This is a genomic window from Aneurinibacillus sp. UBA3580, assembly GCF_002375825.1.
Taxonomy (GTDB): Bacteria; Bacillota; Bacilli; order Aneurinibacillales; family Aneurinibacillaceae; genus Aneurinibacillus; species Aneurinibacillus danicus.
Map to the genome: position 1 here is coordinate 907 of NZ_DFMZ01000132.1, position 16,531 is coordinate 17,437.

Sequence of the window (16,531 nt, forward strand, 5' to 3'; positions counted from 1 at the left end):
TTTCTGTGAAAATCGTGAGGAAAGAAGGAGAGAAAGAGAAGATAAGATCCAGGGAAGAAAAAGGCGACTGCCTTTTTCTACATTGAAATCCTCTCCTTGTTTTCTTCTCTTTTTTTCCTTCCACCCGCGAACGAGGAGAAACGTCCGCGGGCTTCTCTCCTCGTTCGTTTTACCATCCCCTTTTCGTTTCCACCGCTTTCTTTATTTATGGTATTGTGTACAATATAGTTATGTACAAGGACGTGAGGAGGACGTAGTGTGTCAGGACAGAATAAAGAACGAGTGGTCGTTGAAATATATGGACAATACTACACCATGAAAGGGGACAGTAGCTCGTCCCACATGCGCATGATCGCAGGGTATGTGGACGATAAAATGCGGCAAATCGCCGCAGGCAATCCCCGGCTGGATACGAATAAACTGGCGGTACTTGCGGCGCTTAATATGGCTGATGAGTATTTCCGGCTGCGTATGGAATATGAAGAGTTGATTAAACTGCTAGAGAAAGCATCAAAAGAAATGGAAGAAGACGCGGAGCACGAAGAAGAGGAAGAGGAGCGGGAAGCGGACAAGGAGTAGATCAGCATGAATATTCTCGATATCGTCATACTGGTATTACTGGTGTTGAGCGTATGGCGTGGGTACAGAACAGGCCTGATCGGCCAGCTGGTGCGCGTCGCCAGTTTTATCGCTTCGTTTGTGGTCGCCTTTATGTACTATCGTCCGGTAGCGGCCAAGCTTGCGGAATGGGTTCCTCTGTCCAGTGCAGAAGCGAGTGGATCGTTTGGGGCTGTTGCTGGTTTTCCGATTGTGCAGCATGCGATCTATAATATCGTTGCATTTGCATTGCTGGCATTTGCTACGGGTCTTGCCGTACGCCTGGTCGGGGGCTTCTTGGACAGAATTACGAAGCTGCCGGGTCTATCCATTGTGAACCGGCTTGCAGGTGGAATCGTCGGCGCAGTGAAAAACGGGCTGATTCTGTTTATCATTTTGGCTGTGGCTTCTCTGCTGCCGATTCCGACTGTGCAGCAGACCCTGGATACGTCGCTGTTCGCTTCGTATGCTACTACGTACTCCTCCGACCTGGCGCAATGGGTAAAAGAAATGATACAAAATCCGTTATCAACGACAAGCGAAAATACAAATTCATTGTAGTACGCACAAGAAAGGCCGTCACATTCGTGGTGGCCTTTCTTACTTCACTGTCAAATCGTCTGGCTGGAAGAGCAGGCGGATGCTCTTTCGTTCCAGAATCGCGCATGCTGCTTCACCAGCCTGAGAAACTCCTGCAGGGCCGGGGAAAGCCACTTCTTCTTGTGGTAGGCTATTTGGGTGGCAACCCGGCATGGCTCGTCATTCCACTGCAGCGCTTTCAGCTTGCCTTCGGCAATCTCTTTTTCTACTGTAATAAGAGGCAAAAAGGACAGCCCCAGGCCTGACATGACGCAATTTTTGATCGCTTCGATGCTCCAGAATTCCAGGTCGGTACCCGGGAATACGCCACAGCTGTTCAGATGCTTCTCAAATAGCGTACGGTAGCTGCAACCCGGCTCGGTGTGCAGCAACGTCTCTTCTTTTAAATCTTCCGCTTCGATAACGGAACGCAGGGCGAGCGGATGATCCGGCGGTGCGACAATCGCCATTTTCTCGATGACAAGCGTTTCGATATGCAAATCATGCTCCTGAACTTCCGGTTCCAGAAGAAATACGATGTCAAGCTCTCCGCTGCGCGCGAGGCTGCGCAGCTCCCAGCATACCCCGGGCCGCAGGATGATTTTTACCTGAGGGTATAGGCTGGTGTATTCGCGGATAATCGCCGGCAGACGAAAGGCGGCCAGCGATTCGGGGGCACCGATGGTAAGCGTTCCAGCCGGAACGCTGCCTGCGGTCAGTTCCTGAACGGCATTGTCATGCAGTTCGAGAATTTGCGAAGCGTACGAGAGTAGCTTCTCGCCAGCGGTAGTGAGAACGATCTTTTTACCAAGCCTGTCAAAAAGCTTCGTCCCCAGCTCTTCTTCCAGTGCTTGAATCTGGGCAGTGACGCTGGATTGTGCATAGGAAAGCATTTCGGCCGCTTTTGTAAATCCTTTGGTTTCCGCCACGGTTTTAAATGTATGCAGATGGCGCAGTTCCATCTCTTTTTTGCCTCCCATCGGTTTTTTAGATGATTTCTATCTTATCTATCTGTTTTACTGATGGATTTATTATCTGCTACGATAGGGGCAAATGCAAGAAGAAATGAAAGAGAAGGAGAGCAGGAAAGATGGGAACAAAGGGGAAAATGATAAAAACAATCGGCCTGCCGCAGGCGGTAGCGCTGTATGTAGGCGCGGTGCTTGGTTCCGGGGTGCTGCTCGTACCGGGACTTGCCGCGGAAATAGCCGGTCCGGCTTCGCTTCTGGCCTGGGGGTTAATGACGCTACTGGTACTGCCCATGGCGTTGGTGATGGGGCTTCTATCGGCCCGATTTCCGAATGCGGGCGGAGTGGCGTATTTTGTGTCACGCGCATTCGGTACGAAGGCGGGAGCATTAACCGGGTGGTTTTTTCTGGCCTCGGTACCAATAGGCGCTCCGGTAGCCGCGCTCACAGGAGCCGGTTATATGACGGCAGCCTTTGAACTGGCAGAGGGATGGAAGATAGGTATTGCCGCCCTGATGCTGGCAACAGGGCTTTTGCTTAATTATTTCGGAATGAAGGTAGCCGGGCAGATGCAGGTGGCTGTCGTACTCGCCATTATCGCTGTGCTGCTGTTTGCGGTGGCAGGCTCTATGCCCAGTATTGAGGCAGTCCACTTTACTCCGTTTCTGCCGCATGGTTGGGTAAGCGTCGGCCAGGCGGCGGCGATTCTGTTCTGGTGTTTTATCGGCTGGGAAGCCGTGTCGCATCTGTCGGAAGAGTTCGTGGATCCGCAGCGTGAAGCGATTAAAGGCGTGACCATCGCGGCGGTGCTGGTTGGGCTGTTATACTTTCTCACCGCGCTTGCCACCGTTGGTACGCACAGTTACGGAGCGTCTGATTCGTCCGCTTCGCTGGTGCTGGTGGTAGGACATCTGCTTGGCACAGGCGGGGCGGCTGTCGTCGGAATCACAGGGATGTTCATTTGTACGGCGACAATTATTGCCTATACGGGTGCAGCGTCCCGGCTTGCTTTTGCACTGGCGAATGAGGGAAAAGCGCCAAAGGCATTGGGCAGAATGTCCGGACGTTATGCGACCCCGACGGGAGGGCTGGCTTTTCTGGCAGGATGCTTTGTGCTTATCCTTGCGCTGTATGGAATCGGCGCCGTATCGCTGACGACATTGATTCAGTTTCCAAACGCGACATTTATTTTGACATATCTAGGCGGCTGTGCGGCAGGCGTTCGACTGCTGCGGGGAAGCCGGTTGGGAGTAGGGATCAGTTGGATTTCTTTCATTCTTACGCTTGGAGTTTTTCCGTTTGTAGGCTGGTCCGTCCTGTATCCGATTGCGATTGTCGGCGTCTATTTTTTTATGCAGCGATATGCCGGTATGAGTGAAGCGGAGAAAGTGCTGATAAAGTCCGAATACTAACTTGAAGACAGGCGGGAATTCTCCTTTCCTTGCATGAAATGGTATAATAATTACGGCTTGACATTAAAACATGTCGTTAACGGTTTGACACGTATACTAATGTAAGGATCAATCAACTACAAAGAATGCCATTCCATCAAGATTGATTTATATTGAGAGGAGATTTCTTTTGGAAGCACGTACGTTTACAACGCTTGAATTCGATAAAATAATCGAACAACTCTCAACCCATGCCTCTTCCTCACTGGGAAGAGAAAAAGTAGAAGCGCTTACTCCTTCTACGAACTATGAAGAAGTGCAGCGCCGTCAACAGGCAACCTATGAAGGGAGTACCGTCCTGCGCCTGCGCGGCAGTGTTCCGCTGGGCGGTATCCGCGATATCCGACCGGCATGTAAGCGGGCCGCTATGGGAGGAATGCTGAATGCGGCGGAGCTTCTGGATATTGCCTCTACGCTTTACGGCGGCGGCCGTCTGAAAGCATTCATTGCATCGATTGTTGAACAGGAACCGCTGCCCCTGCTCGAAGAATTGCTAAACCGGGTTGAACGCCTGCAAGGAATAGAGAATGAGATTAACCGTGCCATCGACGAGAACGGTATGGTGATGGATTCGGCAAGTCCGGCGCTTTCACAGGTGCGCGGGCAGATTCGCGGCGCGGAGAAGCGCATCCGTGAGCGGCTGGAGCAGATGATTCGCAACAGCAGTACACAAAAAATGCTTCAGGAGCCGATTGTCACCATTCGTAATGACCGGTTCGTCATTCCGGTTAAACAGGAGTACCGTCATGTGTTTGGCGGGATTGTACACGACCAGTCCGCATCCGGCGCGACGCTGTTCGTCGAGCCGCAGGTGGTCGTCAATATCAGCAACGAGCTTCGTGAGTTAAAGATGAAAGAAGAACGCGAAGTAGAGAAGATTCTGCTTTCGCTCTCGGCGAAAGTAGCGGAAGTATCAGAGGTGCTGCTGCATAATGTGGAATGCCTGGCGGAAGCCGATTTTATTTTCGCCAAGGCGTCATACGCACATACGCTTAAAGCTGTACAACCGGTTATTAACGATAACGGCTATCTGCGCATTAAAAAAGGACGCCATCCGCTTATTCCGGCAAGTCAAGTCGTGCCGATTGACGTAGAGCTTGGCAGGGACTATACGGCAATCGTTGTAACCGGTCCGAACACCGGGGGGAAAACCGTATCGCTGAAAACGGTCGGTTTGTTCTCGCTTATGGCAATGGCCGGCCTGCAGATTCCGGCAGATGAGGGTTCAGAGATGGCGGTTTTTGAAGGTGTTTATGCCGATATTGGGGATGAGCAGAGCATCGAGCAGAGCCTGAGTACATTCTCAAGCCATATGACCAACATTTCGCATATTCTGCAGCATGTAAACAACCGTAGCCTTGTGCTGTTCGACGAGCTGGGCGCCGGCACTGATCCGACCGAAGGGGCGGCGCTTGCGATGGCGATTATCGATTATGTTCATCAACGCGGCGCACGGTTGGTAGCAACGACACACTATAGCGAATTGAAGGCGTATGCTTATGATCGCCCGCAGATTGTCAATGCGAGCGTCGAATTCGACGAAGTGACGCTCCGTCCGACCTATCGTCTGTTGGTCGGCATTCCGGGCCGCTCGAATGCATTCGCCATTGCGTCGCGACTCGGTCTGCCGGAGAACATTCTGGCCCAGGCGCGCAATTTTGTGAAAACAGAAGAAACGGAAATCGACACGATGATTGCATCGCTTGAAGAAAACCAGCGCAGAGCGGAGGCGGAGCGCCGGGAGGTCGAGCAACTGCGGGCTGAACTGGAACGGGAACGCCGGGAATTGGAGCGCGAACTGGCAAACCTGGACGAGAAAAAAGACAGGCTCTATCAGCAGGCAGAAGAAGAAGCGCGCACGGCTGTGGAAAAAGCTCGCAAAGAAGCGGAGACGATTATCGCCGAGCTGCGGCAAATTGCCAGGGAAGAGCGGGCCGGCATCAAAGAACATAAGTTAATTGAGGCGCGCAAACGCTTGGAAGAAGCTTCACCGACACTGCGTAAAAAGAAAAAACCGAAGAAAGCAGGCGTGCCGCTTAACCAGCAGCCGCTGGAAGTGGGCGATGAGGTACGTGTGCTTTCCTTCAACCAGAAAGGCGAGATTGTCGGCAAAGTCAGCGATAAAGAATTTCAGGTACAAATCGGCATTGTAAAAATGAACGTAAAAGCCGACAATTTGGAAAAGCTGAGATCGGCCAAACCGCAGGTCACACAGCAGATTACCAAAATTCGCTCGGCACGCGACCCGGTGCGCATGGAGCTTGATGTGCGGGGCAATACGGTAGAGGATGCGATTATTCAAATCGATAAATATCTCGATGAGGCCATTCTTGACGGCCTGAATCAAGTCTCGATTATTCACGGCAAAGGAACAGGTGCGCTCGGGCTAGGGATTCAAAAATACCTGCGCAACCACCGTCTGGTCAAGTCATTTCGTTGGGGCGGACAGGGCGAAGGCGGATTGGGTGCTACTGTCGTAGAGTTGAAATAACCATACGGCAGTGAAACCCGATCGGGTGCTTTGGCGTATATGTAGAAAAGCGGCGGCAAGTGCGGCTTATTGATGGTGGAGGAGGGAGCGGATTGGTTATTTTTTCGAATCCGTATGTATTAACGGCCGCTTATTTTGCGGCGGCACTGCTTGCGGTCATTATCTTCCTGGCCGTATTCGAAATGGTTACGACCTATAAGGACTGGGACGAGATTAAACGCGGCAACGTATCGGTCGCCATGGCGACCGGCGGCAAAATTTTCGGTATCTGTAATATCATCCGGCACGCGATCGAGCACAATGACGGGATTGGTCATACGCTTCTCTGGAGTTCGTATGGATTTCTGCTTCTGCTCGTTGCCTATTTTACATTTGAGTTTTTAACTCCGATGTTTAAAGTGGATGAAGAGATTGCCGCCGACAATCGTGCTGTCGGCTTGCTGTCGATGGTCATCTCTATCGGAGTCTCTTATGTGATTGGTGCAAGCATCCTTAGGTAATGGCGGAAGATCAGATCGGTTCGTTGCCGTGTAAAACCGGGTAGTGTATAATGGCAGAAGCGCCCGGGATGTGAGTCAAGGGGGAGTCGAGATGCTGGACAGATTAGCGAAAATCCTGACCACGCTGGCTGTGCTGTTCATTCTTGCCGGCATTTTATATTTCGCCGTATTTCGATAGCGTTATAGGAAGAAGAGCGAGGGATAACAATCGCTCTTTTCTTATGTTTGTGCTAAAATAGTTACGTTTATATGTGTGGATTTGAACCGAGAAGTCGGAGGAGATAGTCATGGAAAAATCGTTGAACATTGCTGTCATTGGCCTGGGGTTTATTGGCCTGCCTTTGTCGTTAAGCTATGCCCGCAAAGGGGCAAACGTGGTTGGGATTGATGTAAGTGAAGCACTTGTAAAAGAGATTAATGAAGGAAAATCCCACCATCTTGAATATTTCGAGGGCAAGTCGCTCGCACAGATTCTGCAGGAGCAGATTGCGGCCGGACGCTTTATGGCCACGACGAGCTACGAAGAAGCGGCTGCCAAAGTCGATCACTATATCATTACGGTCGGCATTCCGGTAAAAGACGGGGACCCGGAAATGCATTATTTAACGGGCGCGTGCGAGGCGCTTGCACAGGTGCTGAAAAAAGGGGATACAGTCATTCTGCGCAGCACAGTAATTCCGGGCACAACGGAAGAACTCGTTAAACCGCTGCTTGAGAAGAGCGGGCTTGTTGCGGGCGAAGATTTCTATCTTGCGTACGCATCAGAGCGGATTGCGGAAGGCCGCGCATTCGAAGAATTCATTCACATGCCGCTTGCACTGGGTGGCATTAACGAGGCAAGTGCACAGCGTGCCCTTGAAGTGCTGACTTTTGTAACGGAAGCGGAAGTCACCATCTCCGATATTAAAGTTGTGGAGACGTCTAAAGTTATCGAAAACGTACAACGTGACGTCAATATCGCGATGGTACAGCAGTTCGCCCGTTTCGCGGAGAAAGCCGGCATCGATACATTTGAACTTATCCGCGTTGCCAATACCCATACACGGGTCAACCTGCTTACACCGGGTCCCGGCGTAGGCGGTTACTGTCTGCCGAATGCGCTGTATTATCTGCTGCCGAAGGCGAAGGAAGTCGGCGTTAACCTTCACCTGTTGGAGACGGCACGTCAGATTAATGACAGTGTGCCGGAGGTGCTTGTACAGATGGTCGAAGACGAGCTGAACAAGCAGGGGAAAACGCTTGGCGGAAGCAAAGTAGCCGTTCTTGGTCTTGCAATGAAAGATTTCTCGAACGACGACCGCATCAGTCCGCCGCACTATCTTGTACAGCTGCTGCAGGAAGCAGGGGCTTCGGTTGCAGCCTATGATCCGGCCGTTCCGAGCGCGTATGACTATAAAGTGTCAAGCCTTCAGGAAGCCGTTAAAGACGCCGATGCGCTTGTTTATGTCACCGTGCAGGAAGAGTTCCTTGAGATTGACTGGAACGAAATTATTGGTCAAATGAAAGAAAAGCCGGTCATTCTGGACGGCAAAAATCGCGTGCCGCGCAGTGTGACTGAAAAAGCGGTGCTTGTTCGCATCTAAAAAGGGGAACCATAATAGCAAGAAGGCGAGAAAACGAGACAGCGCAGATTCTCTCATCTGGCGTCTCGTTTTCCTTATGAAAGGATGTTTCAGAGGATGAAGGCGAATAAAAAAATGCTGCTGGTGGCCTATCTGTTTCCACCGATTGGCGGAGGCGGCGTGCCGCGCGCGCTGAAGATGGCCAGGTACCTGGCTGAAGGCGGCTGGGAAGTGCACGTACTGACCGTAGATCATACATATCATGCCACAAAAGATGAATCCCTTCTGCGCCAGCTGCCATCCAATGTTATCATACACCGGGCCAAAGAGGTTAATCTTGTCCAGGCGATCCGCCCGACGCAGAAAGAGGCGCCTAAACAAAGCGGCGGACAAAAGAGTGCAGCAGTCAATCCTGCCGGAGGTGGCGGATTAAAGCAGGCCATCAAGCAGCGGATCGTGCCGCTGCTTAAAAAAGTGAAAAATACAGTGATGATCCCGGACGACATGATTGGCTGGCTTCCGTTTGCGGCCAAAATGGGAGCTGAGATTATCAAAAAGCATAGCATTCCGGTTATGTTTTCCACATCCGGCCCATACACTAACCACCTCGTGGCCCGCAGCATCAAGCGGAAAACAGGGGTTACCTGGATTGCCGATTTCCGTGATCCGTGGACGCAGAATATGCACCGTTCGGGCGTGGCCTGGCGCGAAGCATGGGAGGAGCGGATGGAGCGCAGCGTCATGAAGGAGTCCGATGCGGTAACAACGGTTACGTACGGGTTCGCTGAGAATTTCAAACAAAAATTCGGCAAAGAGATTCAGCGCATTGAAGTTATCCATAACGGATTCGATCCGGAAGACTACAAAGACATTGCGGAGTCGCCGGAGGATGGAAAGTTTACGCTTGCCTATCCGGGCATTTTTTATAAAGAGCGCAATCCTCGTCTACTATTGGAGGCGGTGGCAGAGCTGATTGAAGAAGGAGAAATAAAGCGGGACGAAATTCTATTGCGCTTTGCCGGTGTGTTCGATTATCCGGGCTATAGCGATAATATCGATTGCGTGCACCGGTTAAACCTTGAAGATGTGGTGGAGATTATGGGGAACCTGCCGCACAAGGAAGCGCTTGTCATGATGAAAAGTGCTGATGTCCTCATGCTCATCGGAGATACTGCACCGGGGTCGGGCGTCTATATTCCCGGCAAGCTGTATGAATATATGGCAATCGGCCATCCAATTCTCGCCCTGTCAGTGGAAGGGGAGTCGACGAAGATTATTCGTAAATTCGAGCTGGGACAGGTAGTTGACCCGCTTAATAAAGCAGAGATTAAGCGGGCATTCCTTACTATGTACGAGCAGTGGAAGAAGAACCCCAAACAGAAGGACCGTGCGGCGGAGATGCTGCGGCGGGCGGAGGAAGGGGACCTGTCAATCTACAACCGCCAGGTGCAGGCACGCATGCTCGGGGAGCTGATGGATGAACTGCTTACAGCAAAGCGGTAACCAGTTGAGCGGCCAGAACGCAGGCGACACCCCAGATGAGCAAGGCGGAGGTACGATTGATTGCTTTCATCCAGCGTCCCGTCCGGTCCAGTGTACCAAGTGTACGGCCGGCGATGGCAAGACCGAAGAACCAGAGATAGGAGATGAGGATGCAGGAGACGGCAAACGCCCATTTTTCACTTCCGGTATACGCCAGGGAACTTGTACCGATGACGCCGATGGTGTCGAGAATGGCATGAGGATTTAACAACGATACCGAAGCGGCGAACATGACTTGTTTTTTCGGCGGCAGGCTATTCTGTTCGCCGTTTTTTATTTGGCTACCGCTGTGCCAGGTAGTCCATCCCATATAAAGCAGAAAGAGGACACCGATGGCGAACAGCAGCGTTTTAAGCCAGGTGAATGTGAGTACAATCAGTGACACGCCCAGCACTGCCAGCGCAATCAGAATCGTATCGCACAGCGAGGCTGTCAGAATGACCGGAAGTGCCCGTACTAGTGACGGTTGCGTCGCTCCCTGTGAGAATACGAATACATTCTGTGCTCCCAACGGCAGAATGAGCCCGAATGCCAGGACCATGCCGTGCAAGAAGGCCTGCAACATTATATATCCCTCCGTATCAAGATATTTACATAAAAAATATGATACGTTGATTATAGAGCCTTACTGGAAGGATGTCTCCGGCCAATTGAATAGGGGAGATACCAGCCAATTTGTCCGATTCATTGAACGAGGGGGAAGAGAGGATGAGGAATAGTGAATGGAGACCGAACCCCGAGGCCGATACACCCGTCTATAAGCAAATCATTGCGTACATAAAGGAAAAGATTGCGCATGGAGAGTGGCCGATCGGGTTTCGAATTCCGACGGAACGGGCGCTCGCGGAACAACTGGGTGTAAACCGCAGCACCGTTACGGCCGCGTTTGCCGAGCTGGCTGCGGAAGGGTTGATTCAAGGAAAGCGGGGAAGCGGTACACGTGTCATCAATAATACATGGATGCTGCTGGCTTCCGCCAAACCGCCGGATTGGCATGCGTATGTTCAGTCCGGTGTTTATAGGCCGAATCTATCCATGATTCAGCGTATTAATGAAGAGGAGTTCGTTCCAGGTATCATTCGGCTGGGAACGGGAGAAATAGCACCGGATATGTTTCCTTCTTCCATGATGAAGGAAGTGTTGGCCCGGACGGCGAAACGGATAAAATCGTTCGGGTATGAAGAACCACAGGGATTATACGAGCTGCGCCAGGCGGTATGCCGTCATGTTGCATCGCTCGGTATCCAGACATCCCCATCTTCCGTTTTGATCGTATCGGGAGCGCTTCAAGCGCTGCATTTAATTTCGGTAGGCCTGCTTCCTCAAGGCGCGGCCGTACTGCTTGAGAAACCTTCCTATCTGTATTCCGTACGGGTATTCCAATCCGCCGGAATACAGCTTTTTGGCATGCCGGAAATGAATGCTCCCGGACCCGTAGACACCACACTTTCGCACTATAAGAAAAAATCAGGTGCTTTGCTTTTGTATACGATTCCTTCTTTTCATAATCCGACAGGACGGTTAATGGAGGAGGAGACAAGAAAACAGCTTCTTACAGCGTGTGAGCGAGAACGTTTGCCTGTAATCGAAGATGACGTATACGGAGAACTTTGGTTGGATGAGCAGCCCCCGGCTCCGTTAAAGGCAGGGGACAAGAACGGTCTTGTTTTATATATGGGGAGCTTATCGAAGACATTGAGTCCAGGTCTTCGAATCGGCTGGCTTATCGGTCCGGAGCCGGTCATCCGGAGGCTGGCCGATATTAAGATGCAGACCGATTATGGTTCCAGCTCGTTATCACAGTCGGTGGCATACGAATGGCTTTCGAGCGGTTTATATGAAGAACATGTTATGCAGGTCCGGGATAAGCTGCGGATGCGCAGAGAACAAGCCGTCGGGGCGCTTTCCAGGCATATGAAAGGATTGGCGGAGTGGGACATACCCGGCGGCGGGTTTTATATCTGGCTGCGTCTTATTCCCGATGTTTCCATGCCCCGGCTCTTTGATAAAGCGTTGCGTCAGGGCATTCTTCTTAACCCGGGCACCATCTACCATCCGGAAGAACGCCATCACATCCGCCTCTCCTACGCGTATGCTTCACCTCAAGAACTGGAGGAAGGCATTCATCGGCTTTCTCTTCTGGTAAAAGAGCTTAAGACTATATAAATCTATACTTACTATCCCAACATTCGTTCATAGAGTGAAGGAAGAAAAGAGGGAAAAACGAGCTAACGGTAGAAAAAAGCGATCGCTTTTTCCCTCACCAGAATCGCTCCTTCTTTCCTCCTCTTTTTCTCTTAGCTCATACCACCATACAAATGTCGAAACATCAAACGTTATCTATATAGTAAAACCTCCAACAATTGTTCGATATACTGCTCCTGCTCTTCCTTGTATTGAAGCAAATTTTGCGGCGGTGCATGCAGTACTTCACGGCAAGCTTTGATGAAGTCTTCAGCGTCCCGGTTGACGAATGTTACGACCCCGTTCGGTCGCTTTACTGCGTCGCTGGCCACGGTAGGCGTACCGAGATACAGCGCCTCGCGAATGGAAATAGCGTCCCCGTCGCTGACCGTCGGACGGACAAACAGGGAGGCTTTCTGGATGAGCGGGTAGAAAGGAATTTTCTCGTACACAAGCAAAAATCTCTCTTCCAATCCATGTGCCGCAATACGTTCCTCATATCGTTCCAGCAAATCATTGTCTATCACGTGGGTAATGCAGTACACGAAACCGAGGTGCTTGTTTTCACGCGCCAGCTTGCTGAACATGTCAATGCACAAATCCAGTCCATACAGCTCGTTCCCGTTATACAGGTTGCCTACGCCGCCGTTTGCCACGATGGTCTGCGGGCATCGATCGAATAATTCCAGGACATAACCAGGAATTCGTTTTAAGTCGGCTTCCGGGTCAGTTGTCGGGGGAATGAACGCAGGAATGACGGAGATTTTCCGCTCCGGAATCCGAAGCTCCAGGAGCTTTTCCTTCACTTCTTCACTCACCGCTATGAAATGATCGGAAAGCATACCGGTCAGGTACACCATCATTCGCTGTACGAAGCCCAATTGCCCACCGTCATTGCGCAAGCTGTGAACCGTATGCACAACTTTTTTCCCTTTCAGTTTGAGCAGCGAAAGCGTAAAGCGTATCTGCCAGCGCAAAAAATGATTATGAATAATATCTTCATTTTTTTGAAAAAAATATTTCCAGGACCATTTTTCGATTTCCGGAATCGGCACGACGGCACGGTTTTTCTCGCCGTTCTCCCCGTTCCCGTCATAAATGATGAACGGAATCTCTTTCTGCTCCAGGCGGTCGCACAGGCGCTCCACATGAACAGAAATCCCCCCGGCGGGGGGGGGATATACGCCGATTTCGGCTACGGATTTTGTTTTTCTCATTCTTGCACGTGCTCCTTCCTTGCGCGGGCGAGGTTGTAGACGACAGATAGAATGGCAAGCAGAATCCAGAACATGAAATCTACCCGGTACTGATGCCACACATCCTCAGTTAGTCCCGCGATGCCGATGGCAATCACGGACGCAATCCCGCCTTTGGCGATATACGAAAGCAGTTTATCTTTGCCGTCATTCATGAATAAGCTGACCACGGCTGTGCGGAAGCTTTGATAAAACATGTAGAACAATAGCAATATGGCCAGAATTCCACCTGTTACAAAGTTCATAATATAAATATTGTGGAAGTGGTTTACCCGCACACCGGGCATCATATAATCAGTGTATACTTTTTTGAACGTCGTCAGGTCTGAGCCGATGCCCGTTACCCAGTAATCGCGAATCATCGCAAATGCGGATTGCCACATCTGAAGACGATACGAACTCGATGAGTCGGACTGCGGATTGGCAATCGATTGAATCCGTGCAATAATCGCATCCGGCAGGAAGTTAACTCCGACGGCCACCGCGATAAGTCCCACGATTAGTAGGCGCCGGCTAATCATCGTCGCCAGAATACCCAGTCCTACAAATAGGGCGAGCCAGCCACCGCGCGAGAACGTTAATACGACCGCGAGCGAGATAAGGCCGAACTGAAGGGCGAACAGAACACGGTTGCCGAGCGACTTGGCATAAAAGAGCAGTGCAAAGTTCAGCGGCAAAATCATAATCAAATACTGTACAAACAGGTTTGGATTTTCGAATGTGGCAAAAATCCGCTTGCTGATTCCCGGATTCTGACTTATGTCCACCCATGCCGCCGTCGTAAATTGAAGCGTGAAATACTGGTACACGCCATATATCGACACCAGGCTGGCCGATAAAATAAGGCAGACGATGAAGCGGTACAGCGTCTCGCGTGAATCCAGCTTCATGACCAGCAGCAGGTAGAGCAGAAAGCTGATAAAGTAATAGAGCGTAAATTGAATCAAGCTTTCCGTCACATTAGCCGAGGTCAGGGCTGTTATGAACAGAATGGCCAGGAATAAGAATACGGCCAGATTTAGATGGTTTTTTAAATTGGCTTTTAGTTTATCGTAGTCCTGTGCCGTAACAAACAGCACGAGCACAAACAGAAGAATTAAAGCCAGCAGCGGGCGGTACGTGAGAATGGGAAGAGACAGAGCGAGCAAATACAGCCCGTACTCCATCCTGTATAGCGTAATCGCAAGAAACGCTCCCATCAGCACGAACTCGCCGGCCATTCCTATTTTATATTGGATGATGCCGATGGTCAGCAGCGCAGCGGCCACCAGCAGCATCAACGGACGTGTTTTCGTCATGGTATCGAACTCCCGATTCCCTACTTATTTACGTCGAACAGTTGTGCGAGCAGCCTGCCGGGAATGCTTGTGCGAATCGCAAGCCAGAGACGTTCCGGGCCTACGAACAGCACGAGTCCCGCTGCGACGAGATCAAGGGCAATAATGAGCACGAGCTTTTGCATGAACAATAAAATATAGACATGCAGAAAAACCATGATGAAGAATGTCCAGAATACATATTGCCACTGAACATTCTGCCACCGGTCTTTTAGGCGGGACAACAAGGAATGCTGTCCGGCCCGCTCCGAGAATAGCTTCATCAGCGCCACAAGCCCGTCCACTGTTTTATAGGCAAGCCAATCGTAAAACGACGGTTTCTTCATTCATTTTCACCTTCTTATTCCACGCTGATTACCCTGGATGCGAATACCGCGCGATCCGTTTTAGCGGGCAGGTACAGATTCGGATGGAAGAACGTATTATCGATAATCGGGCTTCCGTGTAATGAAATAAACCCGGAAGATTTTATCGTTAGATACACGTCTTCTTCACCTTTGAACGATGCAAGCCTGTATTTTCCTGTCGTTGTATCCGGAAGATATTTTTTTGCAGGTACCGCTTTGACCGCTGTGACTTCACCGAATGGCTGAAGCGCTCCTTTTTGGAAGATTTTATCTCCCGGTCGGATTGATTTGTGGAAAGAAGGCAATTGGCCTTCGATGGCAACCGTTACGGTCATTTCTTTGTGCGGCATTACCAATTTGCCTGCCATGGACGCTTTTAACGCGATAATGAATGCCGCTCCGATAAGCAACAGGGTAATGAGCGCATCTTTTAACGTGAAAGAAAAAGAGCGCTGATTCATCACTTATCACCTAAATTAACTTCGGATATGAGCGTTTCAATCAGGTATTTCGGTCCTTTAACGGATACCTTGCTTCCTGTAAGCAGCGCACTGCCGTCTTCACCGACCGCGGTTTCGCCTGAGACGCTGGCTTTTGTTTTTACGGTAATGTAGACGGAATACTTCTCAGGTACGTCGGACATAACCATGCGTCCGTCCGCGGTCGTTACAGCAACCTTGCCCGGCTGTTTCTTAATGGACACGACCTCGCCGATTTTGGCATTATTATCTTTGTTTCTCAAAACATCGCCCTTTTTAATTTGATCGACAACAAAGGGATGCTCAGCGCTGTTATACAGCACGTACGTTACTTCTTTCTGCGTTCTTGGTCCTGAAACTACTTCATCGCCCTGCGTAAACTTAATCCCGGCAAAAATCAGGGCACCGATTAAGAGCAGAATCAGAAATAAATCGAGAATGTTAATGACGCCAAAAATTCTTCCTTTTTGATCAATCATTTTCATGGAATCCTGTTCCTCCTATATTCATCTCGCAAAAAAATTCCTTCTAGCATAACCTTTCCTAGAATATCATACAAGCATTTTTCGTACAACAGACCCCAGGCAAATGAAAAAACCCGCTTCGCAAGCGGGTTTACTTCGTATTTGCACGAATGAGCTGTCGATAGAGCTCTTTCGTTTTCATCGCCATATGCGTGAGCGTGTATTCTTCCTTCACGGTACGGTACCCGGCCTCGGCAAGCTTCATGCGCAAGTCTTCGTCTTCCATTAGAATCACGATATTCTGCTTAATCTCTTCGGGATTCTTCGTTGGAATCACCAGTCCGTTCAGATAATCGACCAAAAAATCGGCAATGCCTCCGACCATTGTAGAGATAACCGGCTTCTTGGCAGCCATTGCTTCGAGCAGGGAGAGGCCAAGACCCTCCGAGTAGGAAGGGCTGATGAACAAATCCATCGCATGCAGGCAGCGCGGCACATCCTGACGGAATCCCGCAAAATGTACGCGATCGCTTATGCCGGCCTCCTTGGCCATATTCTCAAGCGGCCCTTTCTCCGGACCGTCTCCGATAACCAACCAGTGAACACGGGGATGTTCCTCTGCAAGCAGGATAAACGCTTGCATCAAATCCGTCAACCCTTTGACCGCGACAAGGCGGGAGACCGTGCCGATGACGAACGCATCGGCGGGAAGTCCGAGCGAACGGCGAATCTCTTCAGGCGCATCCTCCGTCTTAAATTCCTCGATAGGAATGC

Annotated in this window: 16 protein-coding genes; 8 read left to right on the forward strand and 8 right to left on the reverse strand. The window is 50.6% G+C overall.

The annotated features are described in order from the left end of the window. Positions 1-258 precede the first annotated feature (258 nt). Positions 259-579 (forward strand): cell division protein ZapA, encoded by a 321-nt coding sequence (zapA, locus tag B2899_RS17380; protein ID WP_146810587.1) that lies wholly within the window; start codon positions 259-261, stop codon positions 577-579. Between the two features lie 6 nt (positions 580-585). Then, positions 586-1,158 (forward strand): CvpA family protein, encoded by a 573-nt coding sequence (locus B2899_RS17385; RefSeq protein WP_146810589.1) that lies wholly within the window; start codon positions 586-588, stop codon positions 1,156-1,158. Between the two features lie 50 nt (positions 1,159-1,208). On the opposite strand, the gene B2899_RS17390 is transcribed toward B2899_RS17385, so the two are convergent. After that, positions 1,209-2,138, reverse strand: coding sequence for a LysR family transcriptional regulator (locus B2899_RS17390; RefSeq protein ID WP_286887401.1), 930 nt, complete (start codon positions 2,136-2,138; stop codon positions 1,209-1,211). Between the two features lie 128 nt (positions 2,139-2,266). On the opposite strand from B2899_RS17390, the gene B2899_RS17395 reads away from it, so the two are divergent. The 5 genes from B2899_RS17395 to B2899_RS17415 all read left to right on the forward strand — a co-directional run bounded on the left by B2899_RS17395 (position 2,267) and on the right by B2899_RS17415 (position 9,651). Then, positions 2,267-3,556, forward strand: coding sequence for an amino acid permease (locus B2899_RS17395; protein WP_286887403.1), 1,290 nt, complete (start codon positions 2,267-2,269; stop codon positions 3,554-3,556). Positions 3,557-3,725: 169 nt separating this feature from the next. Then, the gene (locus tag B2899_RS17400; protein ID WP_286887405.1) at positions 3,726-6,086 is read left to right on the forward strand and encodes an endonuclease MutS2; all 2,361 of its coding nucleotides are present in this window, start codon (positions 3,726-3,728) and stop codon (positions 6,084-6,086) included. 92 nt (positions 6,087-6,178) lie between these two features. Further along, positions 6,179-6,586, forward strand: a complete 408-nt coding sequence (locus B2899_RS17405; protein ID WP_246147333.1) for a DUF350 domain-containing protein — start codon at positions 6,179-6,181, stop codon at positions 6,584-6,586. A gap of 287 nt (positions 6,587-6,873) precedes the next feature. After that, on the forward strand, positions 6,874-8,169 hold the full coding sequence (locus tag B2899_RS17410) for a nucleotide sugar dehydrogenase (RefSeq protein ID WP_146810597.1): 1,296 nt from the start codon (positions 6,874-6,876) through the stop codon (positions 8,167-8,169). Positions 8,170-8,265: 96 nt separating this feature from the next. Then, positions 8,266-9,651, forward strand: a complete 1,386-nt coding sequence (locus B2899_RS17415) for a glycosyltransferase family 4 protein (protein WP_146810599.1) — start codon at positions 8,266-8,268, stop codon at positions 9,649-9,651. Here B2899_RS17415 and B2899_RS17420 read toward each other — a convergent pair. Then, positions 9,635-10,255 carry a LysE/ArgO family amino acid transporter gene (locus tag B2899_RS17420; RefSeq protein ID WP_146810601.1) on the reverse strand — a complete coding sequence of 207 codons (621 nt, stop codon included), beginning with the start codon at positions 10,253-10,255 and terminating at the stop codon, positions 9,635-9,637. The two genes, B2899_RS17415 and B2899_RS17420, sit on opposite strands and share 17 nt — an antisense overlap. A 143-nt stretch (positions 10,256-10,398) precedes the next feature. Here B2899_RS17420 and B2899_RS17425 point away from each other — a divergent pair, with 143 nt between their 5' ends. Beyond that, complete coding sequence (locus B2899_RS17425; RefSeq protein ID WP_146810603.1) at positions 10,399-11,856, forward strand: PLP-dependent aminotransferase family protein; 1,458 nt, start codon at positions 10,399-10,401, stop codon at positions 11,854-11,856. A gap of 170 nt (positions 11,857-12,026) precedes the next feature. Here B2899_RS17425 and B2899_RS17430 read toward each other — a convergent pair whose 3' ends face one another. The 6 genes from B2899_RS17430 to B2899_RS17455 all read right to left on the reverse strand — a co-directional run. Further along, positions 12,027-13,091 (reverse strand): glycosyltransferase family 4 protein, encoded by a 1,065-nt coding sequence (locus tag B2899_RS17430; protein WP_286887411.1) that lies wholly within the window; start codon positions 13,089-13,091, stop codon positions 12,027-12,029. Beyond that, entirely contained in the window at positions 13,088-14,428 is a 1,341-nt protein-coding gene (locus B2899_RS17435; RefSeq protein WP_286887413.1) for an O-antigen ligase family protein, read from the reverse strand. Before B2899_RS17435 ends, B2899_RS17430 begins: the two co-directional genes overlap by 4 nt. A 20-nt stretch (positions 14,429-14,448) precedes the next feature. Beyond that, complete coding sequence (locus tag B2899_RS17440) at positions 14,449-14,793, reverse strand: hypothetical protein (protein WP_146810609.1); 345 nt, start codon at positions 14,791-14,793, stop codon at positions 14,449-14,451. Positions 14,794-14,807: 14 nt separating this feature from the next. After that, entirely contained in the window at positions 14,808-15,275 is a 468-nt protein-coding gene (locus B2899_RS17445; protein WP_146810611.1) for a DUF4330 family protein, read from the reverse strand. Then, positions 15,275-15,778, reverse strand: coding sequence for a DUF4330 domain-containing protein (locus B2899_RS17450; RefSeq protein WP_146810613.1), 504 nt, complete (start codon positions 15,776-15,778; stop codon positions 15,275-15,277). Before B2899_RS17450 ends, B2899_RS17445 begins: the two co-directional genes overlap by 1 nt. Before the next feature lie 130 nt (positions 15,779-15,908). Further along, on the reverse strand, positions 15,909-16,531 hold a 623-nt coding region (locus B2899_RS17455; protein WP_286887416.1), incomplete at its 5' end, for a glycosyltransferase.

Bases quoted from the DNA above. Each gene is read 5' to 3' on its own strand.
- B2899_RS17385 (WP_146810589.1), top strand. From the start codon at position 586: ATGAATATTCTCGATATCGTCATACTGGTATTACTGGTGTTGAGCGTA.
- B2899_RS17390 (WP_286887401.1), bottom strand. From the start codon at position 2,138: ATGGAACTGCGCCATCTGCATACATTTAAAACCGTGGCGGAAACCAAA.
- B2899_RS17395 (WP_286887403.1), top strand. From the start codon at position 2,267: ATGGGAACAAAGGGGAAAATGATAAAAACAATCGGCCTGCCGCAGGCG.
- B2899_RS17410 (WP_146810597.1), top strand. From the start codon at position 6,874: ATGGAAAAATCGTTGAACATTGCTGTCATTGGCCTGGGGTTTATTGGC.
- B2899_RS17415 (WP_146810599.1), top strand. From the start codon at position 8,266: ATGAAGGCGAATAAAAAAATGCTGCTGGTGGCCTATCTGTTTCCACCG.
- B2899_RS17420 (WP_146810601.1), bottom strand. From the start codon at position 10,255: ATGTTGCAGGCCTTCTTGCACGGCATGGTCCTGGCATTCGGGCTCATT.
- B2899_RS17425 (WP_146810603.1), top strand. From the start codon at position 10,399: ATGAGGAATAGTGAATGGAGACCGAACCCCGAGGCCGATACACCCGTC.
- B2899_RS17430 (WP_286887411.1), bottom strand. From the start codon at position 13,091: ATGAGAAAAACAAAATCCGTAGCCGAAATCGGCGTATATCCCCCCCCC.
- B2899_RS17435 (WP_286887413.1), bottom strand. From the start codon at position 14,428: ATGACGAAAACACGTCCGTTGATGCTGCTGGTGGCCGCTGCGCTGCTG.
- B2899_RS17440 (WP_146810609.1), bottom strand. From the start codon at position 14,793: ATGAAGAAACCGTCGTTTTACGATTGGCTTGCCTATAAAACAGTGGAC.
- B2899_RS17445 (WP_146810611.1), bottom strand. From the start codon at position 15,275: ATGAATCAGCGCTCTTTTTCTTTCACGTTAAAAGATGCGCTCATTACC.
- B2899_RS17450 (WP_146810613.1), bottom strand. From the start codon at position 15,778: ATGAAAATGATTGATCAAAAAGGAAGAATTTTTGGCGTCATTAACATT.